The sequence below is a fragment of the Arthrobacter alpinus genome, assembly GCF_900105965.1.
Taxonomy (GTDB): domain Bacteria; phylum Actinomycetota; class Actinomycetes; order Actinomycetales; family Micrococcaceae; genus Specibacter; species Specibacter alpinus.
The window spans coordinates 826,062-840,133 of record NZ_FNTV01000001.1 but is presented as its reverse complement, the minus strand read 5'-3'; the positions used below and the strand labels follow the sequence as shown (position 1 = coordinate 840,133).

The window sequence follows — 14,072 nt, the reverse complement described above, 5'->3', positions numbered from 1 at the left end:
GACCCGCCCGTGAGGGCTGCGGTGCTGACCCTATGGGCCAGAGTCGTGCCGCCTTGTAGATATTGGTGTAGTTCCGTGACACAAAGTGGTGCAAGTTTGGCCCCTGCAGCTATTCTGCACCAAATCGTGTGGCACAGATCACTGCAGGGGCGCGTAATAATCTTGCGGTCGGCCAGATCCGTTACTGCTCAGCGAGTTCCTCAATGGATGGGCAGGAACAAACAAGGTGGCGGTCGCCGTAGGCCTGGTCAATGCGGCGAACGATCGGCCAGTACTTGGCACGCGGATCCACGCCGGCCGGGAAGACTGCTTCTTCACGGCTGTAGGGGTGGTCCCACTCCTGGGTGATGCTTTGTGCCGTGTGGGGAGCATGCACCAGCGGGTTGTCGTCCGCGGGCCAAAGCCCGTCCTGCACGGCCGCAATTTCCTTGCGGATGCAGATCATCGCATTGATGAAACGGTCAATTTCACCCAGGTCCTCGGATTCAGTCGGCTCCACCATCAAGGTGCCGGCGACCGGGAAGGACATGGTGGGTGCGTGGAAGCCGTAGTCGATAAGGCGCTTGGCCACATCGTCCACACTGACGCCGGAATCCGCGGTGATGCCCCGCAGATCCAGAATGCACTCGTGCGCCACCAGATCGTGGGCACCCGTGTACAGCACCGGGTAGTGCTCGCTGAGGCGGCGGGCAATGTAATTCGCCGACAAAATGGCAGTTTGGGTGGCCAGACGCAGCCCGTCAGGTCCCATCATGCGAATGTAGGCCCAGGAGATGGGAAGGATCGACGCCGAGCCGTAGGGTGCGCTGGAGACCAAACCAACCGAGGTGCCGGCGTCGAGTTCGCGGGCCGGAAGGTGCTTGGCCAGGTGCGCGCCAACGGCAACGGGGCCTACGCCGGGTCCGCCGCCGCCGTGCGGGATGCAGAACGTCTTGTGGAGGTTCAGGTGGGAGACATCGGCACCAAACTTGCCCGGCTGAGCCAAGCCCACCAGAGCGTTAAGGTTGGCGCCGTCAACGTAGACCTGCCCGCCGGCGTCGTGGATCATGGCGCATATGGTGCTGATTTCGGTCTCAAACACCCCATGGGTTGACGGGTAGGTGACCATGATGGCGGCCAGGCGGTTCTCGTTGACGGAGATCTGGTGCTTGAGGTCGTCAATGTCAATGTTGCCGAAACCGTCGGTAGCAACGGCCACAACCTTCATGCCGGCCATGACGGCGGAGGCGGCGTTGGTGCCGTGGGCCGAGGTGGGGATCAGGACAAGGTCACGTTCCGAGTCACCGTTTTCCACGTGATAGGCGCGGATGGCCATGAGCCCGGCAAATTCGCCCTGCGAACCGGCGTTGGGCTGCACCGAGACGGCGTCGTAGCCGGTGATCTCGGCCAGCCAGGCTTCCAGCTGCGTGGCCATTTCAACAATGCCCACAGTGTCCGAGGCGGGTGCGAACGGGTGCAGGTTGGAGAACTCGGGCCATGTCACGGCGGCCATTTCGGCGGTGGCGTTCAGCTTCATGGTGCACGAGCCCAGCGGGATCATGCCGCGGTCCAGGGCGTAATCGGCGTCCGAGAGCTTGCGCAGGTAGCGCAACATCTGGGTTTCCGAGTTGTGCGCATGGAACACGGCATTGGTCATGAAGTCCGTGGCACGTGCCGGTGTTGGAAGCACGGCAGTGGCGGCGTCCGGGGCAACTGTTGGCGTCTGGGTGCCAAACAGCGTGGCCAAGGCGGCGACGTCGGCCTCTGTGGTGGTCTCATCCACGGCGATCTGCAGGTGGTCGTGGTCCACCTGGCGCAGCAGGTAGCCGGCGCGGTGGGCGGCGGCAACCAGTTCGGCGGCGGCGTGGCCGCTCTGCGAGGTGACCTTGATCTTCACGGTGTCGAAGAAGTTGGCGTGAACCAGGGCATGTCCGGCCGCTGTGGCGGCTGCCGCCACAACCTGCGCCCTGAGGTGCACTCGGGTTGCAATCTTTCGCAGCCCCTCGGGGCCGTGATAGACCGCGTACATGCCGGCCATGACGGCCAACAAAACCTGGGCCGTGCAGATGTTGGATGTGGCTTTCTCGCGGCGGATGTGCTGCTCGCGGGTCTGCAGGGCCAGGCGGTAGGCCTGGTTTCCGGCGGCATCCTTGGACACGCCTACCAGACGGCCCGGCAGGGATCGCTCCAAGCCCTTGCGGACGGCCATGTAGCCGGCGTGCGGGCCACCGAAGCCCATGGGCACGCCGAAGCGTTGGGAGGTACCTACAGCCAGATCGGCGCCAAGGGCGCCGGGAGATTCCAGCAGGGTCAGCGCCAACAGGTCTGCGGCAACTGCCACGAGGGCTTTGCGTTCGTGGGCTGCCGCAACAATGGGGGCAAGATCCCGGATCAGCCCGGAATCTCCCGGGGACTGCAGGAGCACACCGAAGAACTCAACGTCCGGAAGTTCGGCGTCGAAGTCGTGAACCAACAGCGGCAGGCCCATGGCCTTGGCGCGAGTGGTAACAACGGCCAAGGTTTGCGGGAACACGTCGGCATCGATCAGCAAGACGGCACGGTCGGAGGCTGCGCGGTTGTTGCGGCGCATCAAGGCCACGGCCTCGGCGGCGGCGGTACCTTCATCCAGCATGGAGGCGTTTGCCGTAACCATGCCCGTCAAATCCGACACGACGGTTTGGAAATTCAGCAGCGCTTCGAGGCGGCCCTGGGAGATTTCGGGCTGGTACGGCGTGTAGGCCGTGTACCAGGCCGGACTTTCCAAAACGTTGCGCTGAATCACACCCGGGGTGTGTGTACCGTAGTAGCCCTGCCCCAGAAAGGACTTGTTGACGGTATTTTTGCCCGCCAGCGCCTTCAATTCGGCCAGCATGGCTTCCTCCGACACGGCGGCCTGAAGGTTCATCGGCTCAGCCGAATAGATCGATTTTGGCAGCGCGGCTGTGGTTAGCGCCTCCAAAGAACCAAATCCTAGGGTGGTCAACATATGATGAATGTGGGGCTGCGCAGTAACCCCAATGTGTCGATCACTAAAGTTGGCCGACACAAGGTTGTTTGTGCTCTGGCGTTCCGGCAAATTTTCAGCGGTATTTGTCAATGGGTTCTCCAAGTCGCGAACGTTCCACAGCTATTGTATGTGTCAGGGCTAACAGCACAGCACATGATTGAGTAAGCAACGCAAAGGGTAATGGTTCATCCGTGCAAGTAGTGAGTATCAGCAGCCTCAAGGGCGGCGTCGGCAAGACCTCAGTCACGCTTGGCTTGGCCTCGGCAGCGCTAGCCTCCGGCATCCCCACCTTGGTGATCGATCTTGATCCCCATGCGGACGCCACGACCGGCCTGGGTGTCGCCGCGCGCGACCAGCTCGACATTGGCCAGATGATTAAGAACGCCCGCAAGGCGGATCTGGGCGCCAATGTTGTCCCCAGCGGTTGGCTTGCCGCCCACCAGCACGACGCCGGTCCCGCCCCAACGCTCGACGTCGCGATGGGCTCGGCCTTTAGCGGCATCTACGACCGTCCGGACCTTGGCAAGCGTGATCTGCGCCGGCTCTCCACCGTGTTGGGAAATGCCGACCGCGACGGCACCGCCCCCTACCAACTGGTGCTGATCGACTGCCCGCCGTCCCTTAACGGGTTGACCCGCATGGCATGGACAGCAAGCAGCAGAGTTCTGCTTGTCGCCGAGCCGGGTTTGTTCTCCGTGGCCGGAACGCAGCGCACCTTGCGTGCCATCGAGCTGTTCCGCACCGAATTTGCCCCGTCACTGGTACCCGCTGGCATTGTGGCCAACCGCGTCCGGACCGGTTCCAACGAGCACGCCTACCGCTTGGGTGAAATGAAGACCATGTTTGGTGACCTGTTGCTCTCGCCGACAATTCCGGAGCAGGCCAACTGGCAACAGATCCAGGGCGCCGCACACCCCGTGCACCAGTGGCCCGGGGATTCCGCCAAGAACGCTTCGGCCCTCTTTGACCGGTTGCTGGATTCGGTTCTGAACCAGAGTGCCACCCGAAGCCGCCTGTACCGCGGCTAGTTCCGCACTGGACTTACTGGAACTTAAACAAAAAAGCAGCCCGCTGAATTCAGCGGGCTGCTTTCTTTGGTTCCTAGGAGATCTTGCGGGCTTCGCGTCGCTTGCTGAGCTCATCATCAGGGTACGCCGCGACGGCTGCGTGTTCGCTGGGGAGGGCCGCAAGGCTGCCTTCAACCTCACGCCATACGCGACCAACGGCGATGCCGAAGACGCCTTGTCCGCCCTGAACCAGATCAATGACCTCATCCGCGGAGGTGCATTCATAGACGGACGCACCGTCGCTCATCAAGGTGATCTGGGCTAGATCTTCTACGCCGCGTTCACGCAGGTGTTCTACAGCGGTTCGAATTTGCTGGAGGGATACTCCGGTGTCAAGAAGCCGCTTGACGACCTTGAGCACAAGAATGTCGCGGAAGCCGTAGAGGCGTTGGGAGCCTGAGCCTGCTGCACCGCGCACGGCCGGTTCAACCAGACCGGTACGGGCCCAGTAGTCGAGTTGGCGGTAGGTGATGCCGGCAGCCTTACAAGCCGTGGGTCCGCGGTATCCCGCGTGTGCATCAAGGACAGGCAGATCTTCGGTGAACAGCAGGCCTTGCGATCCTGCACGCAAGGCAGCACTGGGGACAACGGCCGCCGTCGGCTCGCCGGCGTCACTCTTGGCACTCACGTGGATCCTCCTGTTCACAGTTCCCCCGAACGGTTGGCTTGCACGCTTTACTGTCAACGCACAAACAGCACTTCAGGGAGAGCTGTAGGGGCTCTAACCTCAAGTGTGCCCGTGCCAGCTTGGGCTTGCAATGGGGAACTCACTACTTTGACGTTAGATCTCAGCGGGAGCAAGGTCAAAGACGTCCGCACAACAATTTCAGCGTGTCGAAACTTTCAGGCTCAGCTTTAAGGTTAGACATTGCGGAAAATCCGCTAGATCGCAAGGATTACTTCTCAAAATCCTCGGGCTCGACGTCATTGAGGAATTCACGGAATTGACGAACCTCACGTTCCTTGGCTTCGTCGTCGTCGGCGATGACTTCAGCATTTCCGTCCTCGTCATTGCCACCGATCACCACCCCCGCCTCCTCGATCAGGCTATCGTGGGCCATGATGGGGCATTGTGCCCGCTGGGCGACCGCAATGGCATCAGAGGCCCGCGATCCAACGACTGTCCCGTTCTCGAAGCGCAGTTCAGCGTAGAAGACTCCGTCTTCGACCCTCGTTAGCACCACATCCTGGATTCTGTGTCCCAGCGCCAAGACCACACCGCACAAAAGATCGTGGGTCAAGGGCCGCGGTGGCACGACGCCCTGTTCAGCGAGGGCGATGGCTGTTGCCTCTGCTGCGCCGATCCAAATGGGAATGTGCCGTTCGCCTTGCTTTTCGCGCAGGAGTACGAGGGGCTGGTTTGAAGGGAGCTCAATCCTGACGCCCACAATCTCCACTTCGATCATGGAGTTTCCATTTCGGAGATTCGCGCCTGCACCAGGGCACTGTGCAGGCTCAGGCACAACTCAGCAATTTCACGGGCAGACTCGGCGGCACGCATGGCGGACGTACCATCCTTGCGCGAAGACACCGGGCCCACGGCTCGTTCAACGAGCCCAAATTCCCTGTCGGCCGCGGCTTGGAAGGGTCGCAGGTGCCGGGGTTCAAGTCCGTGCGCAGCCAGCGCGGTGCAGGCCTGGGCAACCCTCACGGCATGATCGTCAAAGGTGCCTTCGTGAACAGCTATCAATCCGTAGCTGATCATGGTGTCAAATAAGTCGACGCTGGCGCCTGACTCGCTGCGCAGCTGCTCGGGCGTCAGGCGGCGGGCTCGGCCCTTGAGCTCACGAAGCAGGTCATCGGAGACCATCCGCGGTGCAATGGAAACTCCCGGCGGCAGGTTCTGGGGAGTCTGCCCTTGATCGATCGCATCAAGGTACTCACGGATCACCTTCAACGGCAGGTAATGGTCGCGTTGGAGAGCCAATACAAACCGCAGCCGTTCGACGTCGGTCTCCCGGAACTGACGGTACCCCGCAGCAGTTCGCTGCGGGGTAATGAGTCCCTTTTCTTCATAAAAGCGAATCTTGGAGGCCGTCACTGACGGGAAATCCGCCGTCAACTGCGCCAGGACTTCACCAATGTTTAGAACGGATGCGACTCCGGGGCGCCGGTTGGTGGACTGCACGTCCACCAACCGGCGCCCCGCGCCAGTATTCAAACTTCCCACGGCAGCCTAGGAATCCACGGCCGGGTTGTTGGAGCTGAAGTAGTAGGTGAGTCGGAACCTGCCTATCTGCACTTCATTACCAGTCCGCAGACGGACCGAATCAACACGGTCCCCGTTGACATAGGTCCCGTTGAGACTTCCGGCGTCGATGACTTCAAACCCACCGTCATACTTCATGAAATTCACGTGCCGTCGAGAAACAGTCACATCGTCCAAGAAAATATCCGCTTCAGGATGCCGGCCAGCCGTGGTGACATGACTGTCCAGCAAGAACCTGGCGCCAGCATTGGGCCCCGCATGAGCGATGAGCAGAGCAGAGCCAGCAGGAAGCGAATTCACGGCGGCTTGTTCTTCGGGCGCTAGAACCGGCACCGTTGAAGGCCCGGTCTGAACGGGAGCGAGGTGGATCGACGTTGTATCTGTAGCACCGGGCTGATCTTGGGAGATCGCCTGATCATTCACCCCGGCGCCGTTACCCGTGTCAACCATTGGTACTCCTCCTTGCTGAAAAAAACTGACCGAGGTGGCGGTTGCTTCCTCAGTTACTAACAATGTATGAGCCGTCGCTGGGAACGATCTGGGTGGAAGCAGCTAGTACAGACTTAAAGTCACGTACTTAGGCCAGCCTCCTCGCCAAATAATCCTTAGCTACTAGCCTACCTTTTCTTGGTACTCGGCTGCGCTGAGTAGCGAGTCGAAGCTGGCAGGATCGGTCAAGGTAATTTCGAGCAACCACCCAGCACCGTACGGGTCCGAGTTGATCAGTGCCGGATCAGCATCCAGGGCTTCATTGCGAGCGGTGACCGTTCCGGTCAGCGGAGCGTAAATGTCACTGACGCTCTTGGTGGACTCAACCTCACCGACCACAGTGTCAGCCGTGACCTCGGTTCCAAGGTCCGGAACCTGGACGTACACCACATCGCCTAGTGCGTCCTGTGCAAAATCGGTGATGCCCACACGAACTACACCGTCGGCAGTGGGGGCCAAGACCCATTCGTGCTCGCCGGTGTAGGACAGTTCTGCTGGAATGTTACTCATTAATGCGCACCTTTCGGGTTTCATCGCGTGCCTGGCGAAGAAAAAGTGAAGTCTAAAGTGAATCTAAAACACATCGGGCCGCAAGAATTCTCCAACGATCCACAACCAGTCTTTAGTGTGTGGCCGTTCTTGACAAGTCGAAGGTACTTTCTAGCATATTTAATCGAAATGACCCGCGCAGCACCCACCAACTCTGAGATGATTCTTCCATGACTGATTCATTAGCCCCCACGCCGACTGATGGTTCGAAAGATTCCAGCAAACGTGCTGGGAATGAGGTCAGGACCAAGATGCCGGTCTGGCTGTTTCGCACCATTCTTGGCGTGATCATCGCAGCATTGCTCGTGGTCGGGTACATGGTTGCCTCCGTAACAGTTCCCTTGATCTGGGCGAAGTCGATCGGAAATCAGATTGGGAATCAATTAGGCAACAGCATCCCCCTTGGAATGTTTTACGGTTTTGCATTCTCGTTTGTCCCCGTCCTGGTGGCGTGGCAGGCGCACCATCGCAAACTCAATAAGTGGGTTCGAGTTTCCCTGGCGGTTTTGGGCGTTATTTTGACCGTCCCGAACCTGCTTACGCTCGGCGTCTTGTACGGGACCACGCAAACCGCAGCAGACGCCCGCTCCATTTGGGCCAACAGCGCCAACTGGTTCGGGACCTGGAGCCAGATTTTCATGGTGGTTGGTGTCATCTGCGCCGTGGCTGTCATCGTGCTGGGGCGGATGTGGATGAGACGCGGACGCAAGATCCGCGAAATCAAGGCCGCTGAGAAACTCCTCCGCGACAACGAAACCGCCAAGGAGCGGGCCGCCAAGGAGCGGGCCGCCAAGGCGGCCATCAAGGCGCAGCGCAAAAATCCCCCAGCCGAGCCCACCGGCACACCGCAGGCCTAGGCGCACACCGTGCCGCAGCCATCGCCGAATCAGACCTGCGTTCTGGCTGGTGTCCACCCGGGCCAGCCGGCCGGCGTCGTTCTTGAGGCCGCACGACTTGCTGCCGCCCTCAACTGCCCGCTCATTTGCGCCTACTCAAACCCGGCACGCTTTCCGGTCGAAGAGAAAGCCGATGGATCTGTCACCTCCGAGTCCGTTGACCCGGACTTCATGGACGCCAGCGAAGCGTCCTTCCCGGCCGAGCTGGCCTCAGAGTTGGAGTTGCGGCTGGGCTCGAGCCCGGTTCAGTGGCGCACCGCACTGCTAGCCGGTGATCCGGCCCGTGCCTTGGCGCGCTGCGCCCAAATCACAGGTGCAACCATGATCGTGGTTGGCACCCATGGCGATGCCCGCACGCACCTGCGCGAGATCTTGCGCCTCTCGGTGGCAGCCCACCTGACCCGGCTGGGCAGCTGCCCTGTGCTCGTGGTGCCCACCTTTGCTGGAACTGTTGCCAAGGACCGTTTGTGAAGCCGCACCTCTTTCATTCCCTGGCTCTCATAGGGATTGGTGGCTCACTTGGTGCCGCGGCACGGGAGGGACTGGTCCTGGCCATTCCCGACGCCGGCGGCATACCGTGGGCGATCGCGCTGGCCAATGTTGTTGGTGCTTTTGTGCTCGGACTGTTGCTCTCATCGCTGGCCCGGGCGGCGAGCCAGAATCCACCACGGCCTGACGCTGCCGATACCCCGGCCTTGCCTCGGAGACGGCGGCTGCAGCTTCTCCTGGGAACTGGATTTTGCGGTGGCTTCACCACGTACAGCACGCTTGCCGTGGGGATGGTTTCGCTCTCCGGAACCGCCGCCCAGGGTGTGGGGCCGGCCGCGGTTTATGGTCTTGGAACGGTGCTGGTTGGCGGCGTGGCCACATGGGTGGGCATGGCTTTGGGCAGTCGCCGTATTGCTTCTGAGCCGCCGGTGCACACTACTTCAGCGGGATCACAGTACGGCGGACGTTCATGACTGCGCTTGTTTTCATCGCCCTGGCACTGGCAGGCGGGCTCGGCGCCATTGCCCGCTTCCTGCTGGATGGTGCCATGGGCCGACGTTTCCAGACTGCGTTTCCATGGGCAACGTTCACTATCAATGTCTCCGGCTCCCTGGCACTGGGCCTTTTGACTGCAATGGCAGCCGGAAACGTGGTCCCTCGGGAATGGGCACTCATTTTGGGAACGGGGTTTCTGGGCGGCTATACGACCTTTAGCACCAACAGCTACGAAACACTGCGCCTCCTCGGCGAGAAGCGCTACGCCGCCTCGTTCGCCAATGCCTTCGGCACACTGGCTGCCAGCGTGGGTGCCGCCGCCTTGGGATTCTGGCTTGGCGGACTTGCGTAATGCTCATGGCTCGAGTCGCACCTTCGAAACGATCCTGTTTCGAATCCGTCGTTTAACTAAGACGACCCGCAGAGCATCGGCGAGATACTCGTACGGGCCTAACCGCAGCTAACTCTGAGAAGAGCGCATTGGCTACAATGAACATTACCCTCCACTTGGCCAATGCCGTGAACTCAAGGGGCGTAATGAGCGCCATTTCACACTCCACACAACATCTCGCTTCACGTGAGCCACGCCACATTACTGGCAAGTAACTCAATTCCGAGACAAACAAGTTACCCGAGGGTACGCTGACGATCATGAACGAATACCAGCCTCCCCTTGCAGATATCGCCTTCGCCCTTGAGCATGTTGTCGGATACCCGGACATCGCCTCACTGCCAGGCTTTGAACACGCCGATCTCGACACCGTCGTCGAACTACTTGAGCAATGCGGCGAGTTCATGAGCGAGGCGGTAGCCCCCACCAACCAGCCAGGCGACATCCAGGGATCCCGGCTTCAGCCTGATGGGACCGTGCTGACCCCTGATGGATTTAAAGAGGTGTATCAGCAATATGTTGACGCTGGGTGGGGCTCCGTGCCGCTGCCGGAGGAATTCGGCGGGGGCGGCTTTCCGCGCACCGTGGGCCTGGTGATTCAAGAACTCATGACAAGTGCCAATATGGCATTCTCACTTTGCCCCTTGCTGACCCAGGGGGCCATTGAGGCACTGCTGCATTACGGCAGCGATGAACTAAAGCAACGTTTCCTGCCTCAAATGGTGAGTGGCGAGTGGACCGGGACCATGAACCTTACAGAGCCGCAAGCTGGCTCGGACGTGGGTGCTTTGACCACCCGGGCCGTGAAAAACGACGACGGCACTTACGCGATCACCGGCCAAAAGATCTTCATCACCTATGGCGACCACGATATGGCCGATCAGATAGTCCATCTGGTGTTGGCACGGACTCCGGGCGCACCCGTTGGCACCCGCGGAATATCGTGCTTCATAGTGCCAAAATTCCTTGTCAACGACGACGGATCCCTCGGGGAACGAAATGCCGTTGAGACCGTTTCCCTTGAGCACAAGATGGGCATCCACGCGTCGCCCACATGCGTCCTCTCCTATGAAAATGCCACCGGCTACCTGATCGGCGAAGAAAACCGCGGAATGCGGATCATGTTTGTCATGATGAACAGCGCACGCCTTGGCGTTGGGGTCCAGGGGCTGGCCGTAGCCGAACGCGCCTATCAGCAGTCACTTAGCTATGCCCAAGACCGCCGGCAAGGGGTGGCGATCGGGGCCACCGAAAGCAGCTCCGCCATCATCGACTTCCCCGATGTTCGGCGCATGTTGTTGACTCAGAGAGCCTCTATTTCCGCCCTGCGTTACCTCACCTTGCTTGATGCCGTTTACGTTGACCGCAGCACTAACGATCCAGACCCCTCAGTGAGGGCCAGGGCCGAGGAAATAGTGGGTATCCTGACACCGATCTGCAAGTCATATGGAACCGATCTGGGCAATGAACTTTCCTCTTTGGCGCTGCAGATTCAGGGCGGAATGGGTTTCATTGAGGAAACTGGCGCAGCCCAGCATGTCCGCGATGTTCGCATTGCCGCAATTTATGAAGGAACCAATGGCATCCAAGCGGCCGATCTTGTGGGCCGCAAGCTGGGCATTCGCGGCGGGGCATCGATACTGGAATTCATTTCAACCATGCGTGAAATTGAGGGAGCTCTTGATGCCGCTGGTGACGATTTCGCCAGCATTCGCCAAGAACTGGGCCGCCAATTCACCGCTCTTGAGGAAGCCACCAACTGGATGCTACGCACAGGCCCGGGCGATCCGAACGCCGTCTTGTCCGGATCAACGCCGTATATGCGGATGTGGGGACTGTGCACCAGCGCGTGGATGCTTGCTCGGGCCGCACTCGCCGCAGCAGCAACGGGCGATGAGGAATTGGCACAGACCCAATTGGTCTTGGCACGATTCCATGCCGAACAAATACTCCCTGCGTGCGCCAGCCTTCTGGGTCCTGCGACGGCCGGCTCAACCGATTTGTTCGCATTGGACGCCCATCAACTGTCGGGTTCTGCACGGAAAGTCAGGCGCTAAGGAGGGTCCCCCACTGGGGCGGACTCCTGCCTGAGCTTGCGCACCGGCTGACGCAAGATGGTTTTCAGCTTCTCGGGTGCGGTCCGACGAGGATCGCTGAGGTAAATTTCATGGTGCTTTCCATTGAAACTCAAGTTGTTGGCAGGCATATAACTGTTGTGCATCCTGTCCAGGGTGGGCCCCGCGTCGTCGTAGGAACCAAGATGGAGGATTTGGAGGCAGGATCCTTCGACCAACTCCATGTGGCGGAGACGGGCCAAGGCGGGCAGGTCTTTCTTCGCCGCCGCCTTGGCCACCGATTCCTCGATGATTTCAGTGGTGATCCAGTGAGGCTGGCAAATCATCATGGTCCAGGCCCATCTGTCTTTGTCACGAGATACGAAATCGGTCATGTCTTGCGCCCACCAGAGTCCTTCCAAGGGCGCCACCACGTAGTCACGTCCAAGGCTCGTCTTGCTGGCGAATTTCGCGGCATGGGAAACCGAGTAGAGAGCGGCCAGCGCGTCAACATATTGCGCGGAAACGTTGGGGTCACCGTGCCCATCGACGGCAAGATAGTTGAAGGCGGGCACCTCAACGAGAGAAAAGTCCTTGGCACCTGGGGCGAACAGCTTCTTGTGGGCCTTTTTATGATCGTATTTATCCATGCGTTCTTCCTTGTCTACCCGGGTGCTTTCGCCAATTCTAGGGTCTCGCAGCCACACAAAGGAGTGTCTTGATAACTGAATCCAACGTCTCGCTGAAGGCGCCGTGGAGGATCTGGCTGGGCTTCATCCCGTACATCGTTGTCTGCGTGATCCATGTAGGAACTCGTTTTGCCAACAACGACTCGGTTGCGGACCCCACGAAGCTCTGGCTGATGCCGATGCTGGTATTGGCCGTTCTCACCGCGTCAAGTCAGCTTACGCGCCTGGGGCTGGCCAATCGGTGGCAGACGGCTAGAAGAGTTTGGCTGTTGCTTACGCTCGGCTTGGTCTTCTCCTGGTTGGGCGACGGCGCTGGAACACTGTTCCCGTTCGCACCTGCCCTGCCCCTGATGTTGCTTTTCTTCGGTGTGGCTCACCTGTGCTACATCCGTCTTTTTTGGCGTCACTTGGCGCTCAGGCCGCCGTCCTGGTGGATCCTTTTCTTTGCCCTCTGGTGGGTAATCTTGCTGGTTGTTTTGTGACCCAGGGCGCAGGGGCTTGCCCCTGCCATTGCTGCCTATGGGCTGGTTCTAGGCGGTACCGCTGCCCTGTCAACACGCTGCAACCTCTTGGTTCTTTGTGGCGGCATGTTCTTCCTTGCTTCGGACACCATCTTGGCGTTTAGAATTTTTGCCTTGGAACTCATGCCCGACTGGACCAGTGGAATGGTCATGTTGACCTACACGATTGGTCAAGGACTGATAGCCGCGGGAACCGTCATAGCCTTGAGCCGCGCCTCTCGTGACAAGGCGGGGCAGCGCTAGGCTCTGTTGCTCTATCTAGCGTTGATCGTTTTTCTGAGGCGCTGCCAGGTGATGTGTTTCTTAAGCCATCGCGGGTAGTGGACGGGTTGGGTTTCATCTTGTTGGGGCGATTCATAAGCGCCCGTTGGGGTGATCCAGCCGACCATCCCGTCCTGCGTGGCTCGCGGTGTCCAGCCACGAAGCCGCAGCCCGGCACGGTGGGGCTCCTTGAGCCGGCGATACACACCGTGCCGGGCTTTATCGTCCTTAAAGTGTTTTAGTCCGTGATGCTTTTTGCACGCTGGGAAAACATTCTCCACCGTACTCTTTCCGCCCGACTCGAACGGGAACAGATGATCGAACTCCGTATCCAGGATCGGATCAATACAATTCGGGCAGTAACGCCGGCCCACCATTGCCCGTAACACCTCACGCTCAGCCTCCCGCAACGTGCACCGGTCCGGACTCACCGGAAAAATCTCGCCCGTCACCGGATCCGTCAACACCCTCAAGAACGTAGACGAGCCCGCCAACAGCTCCCCAGCCATCTCGAGCGGGACAGGACCACCGGAAAGAGCCACCAACTCCCCCGACTCCTCGGTTGGATCCAACAACCCCAGCACCGGGACCTTGATCAACACGATCGCCTGCGGCAACGGCGGACCCGCCACCACCACACCATCAAAACCCGGGGACCGGTACGCGTCATTAGCTGGATCATCGGGCGGGCCAGGGGCTGGGTTGGTGCTGCCGGCCCGTGCAGTACCGGGGCCTGGTGTGTTCGGGCTTGGGAAAGCAGCAGCAGGGCGGGTGGAGCTGTTGGCGGGGAGGTCTTGACCCATCAACACCAGGGCCGCCATGCCGACCCGCAGTTGGGCTAGGGTCCGATGCTCCTGAGCGTGCCGCGCGTGGCGGGGGGTCGTTCTTGGCCGCCCTGGCGCTCCGGGTGAAGCGGGTCATGATCGAGTCCGGAAATAGCTGCTCCCGCGCACGACGCGCCTTCGAAGCAAGCCCC

At 60.1% G+C, this 14,072-nt stretch carries 14 protein-coding genes and 1 pseudogene; 7 read left to right on the top strand and 8 right to left on the bottom strand.

The window, feature by feature from the left end:
- Positions 1–181 precede the first annotated feature (181 nt).
- Positions 182–3,025: an aminomethyl-transferring glycine dehydrogenase gene (gene gcvP / locus BLV41_RS03840; RefSeq protein WP_211481648.1), complete on the bottom strand. Its 2,844-nt coding sequence runs from the start codon at positions 3,023–3,025 to the stop codon at positions 182–184.
- 152 nt (positions 3,026–3,177) lie between these two features.
- Here gcvP and BLV41_RS03835 point away from each other — a divergent pair, with 152 nt between their 5' ends.
- Positions 3,178–4,014 (top strand): ParA family protein, encoded by an 837-nt coding sequence (locus BLV41_RS03835; RefSeq protein ID WP_074710614.1) that lies wholly within the window; start codon positions 3,178–3,180, stop codon positions 4,012–4,014.
- A 73-nt stretch (positions 4,015–4,087) separates the two neighbouring features.
- Here BLV41_RS03835 and BLV41_RS03830 read toward each other — a convergent pair whose 3' ends face one another.
- The 5 genes from BLV41_RS03830 to gcvH form a co-directional block, all read right to left on the bottom strand.
- Entirely contained in the window at positions 4,088–4,681 is a 594-nt protein-coding gene (locus tag BLV41_RS03830; protein WP_074710612.1) for a MerR family transcriptional regulator, read from the bottom strand.
- A gap of 268 nt (positions 4,682–4,949) precedes the next feature.
- Positions 4,950–5,459 (bottom strand): bifunctional nuclease family protein, encoded by a 510-nt coding sequence (locus BLV41_RS03825; RefSeq protein ID WP_074710609.1) that lies wholly within the window; start codon positions 5,457–5,459, stop codon positions 4,950–4,952.
- Positions 5,456–6,190, bottom strand: coding sequence for a transcriptional regulator FtsR (gene ftsR, locus BLV41_RS03820; protein ID WP_425284285.1), 735 nt, complete (start codon positions 6,188–6,190; stop codon positions 5,456–5,458). Before ftsR ends, BLV41_RS03825 begins: the two co-directional genes overlap by 4 nt.
- Positions 6,191–6,229: 39 nt before the next feature.
- Positions 6,230–6,712, bottom strand: coding sequence for an FHA domain-containing protein (locus tag BLV41_RS03815; protein WP_083360584.1), 483 nt, complete (start codon positions 6,710–6,712; stop codon positions 6,230–6,232).
- A gap of 162 nt (positions 6,713–6,874) precedes the next feature.
- Entirely contained in the window at positions 6,875–7,261 is a 387-nt protein-coding gene (gene gcvH, locus BLV41_RS03810; protein WP_074710607.1) for a glycine cleavage system protein GcvH, read from the bottom strand.
- 209 nt (positions 7,262–7,470) lie between these two features.
- Between gcvH and BLV41_RS03805 the strand changes: the two genes are divergently transcribed.
- The 5 genes from BLV41_RS03805 (at position 7,471) to BLV41_RS03785 (ending at position 11,628) form a co-directional block, all read left to right on the top strand.
- The gene (locus BLV41_RS03805; RefSeq protein ID WP_139244194.1) at positions 7,471–8,157 is read left to right on the top strand and encodes a hypothetical protein; all 687 of its coding nucleotides are present in this window, start codon (positions 7,471–7,473) and stop codon (positions 8,155–8,157) included.
- A gap of 9 nt (positions 8,158–8,166) precedes the next feature.
- Positions 8,167–8,667: a universal stress protein gene (locus tag BLV41_RS03800; protein WP_074710603.1), complete on the top strand. Its 501-nt coding sequence runs from the start codon at positions 8,167–8,169 to the stop codon at positions 8,665–8,667.
- Entirely contained in the window at positions 8,664–9,158 is a 495-nt protein-coding gene (locus BLV41_RS03795; RefSeq protein ID WP_074710601.1) for a fluoride efflux transporter FluC, read from the top strand. The genes BLV41_RS03800 and BLV41_RS03795 overlap by 4 nt, the downstream gene beginning before the upstream one ends.
- Complete coding sequence (gene crcB, locus BLV41_RS03790) at positions 9,155–9,532, top strand: fluoride efflux transporter CrcB (RefSeq protein ID WP_074710599.1); 378 nt, start codon at positions 9,155–9,157, stop codon at positions 9,530–9,532. Before BLV41_RS03795 ends, crcB begins: the two co-directional genes overlap by 4 nt.
- Before the next feature lie 299 nt (positions 9,533–9,831).
- Positions 9,832–11,628: an acyl-CoA dehydrogenase family protein gene (locus BLV41_RS03785; RefSeq protein ID WP_074710597.1), complete on the top strand. Its 1,797-nt coding sequence runs from the start codon at positions 9,832–9,834 to the stop codon at positions 11,626–11,628.
- Here the strand turns inward: BLV41_RS03785 and BLV41_RS03780 are convergent.
- Positions 11,625–12,275, bottom strand: coding sequence for a GyrI-like domain-containing protein (locus BLV41_RS03780; protein WP_074710595.1), 651 nt, complete (start codon positions 12,273–12,275; stop codon positions 11,625–11,627). The two genes, BLV41_RS03785 and BLV41_RS03780, sit on opposite strands and share 4 nt — an antisense overlap.
- 212 nt (positions 12,276–12,487) lie before the next feature.
- Between BLV41_RS03780 and BLV41_RS03775 the strand changes: the two are divergent.
- A pseudogene (locus BLV41_RS03775) lies at positions 12,488–13,078 on the top strand (lysoplasmalogenase family protein).
- Between the two features lie 11 nt (positions 13,079–13,089).
- Here BLV41_RS03775 and BLV41_RS03770 read toward each other — a convergent pair.
- Complete coding sequence (locus BLV41_RS03770) at positions 13,090–13,698, bottom strand: HNH endonuclease signature motif containing protein (protein WP_139244193.1); 609 nt, start codon at positions 13,696–13,698, stop codon at positions 13,090–13,092.
- Between the last annotated feature and the right edge of the window lie 374 nt (positions 13,699–14,072).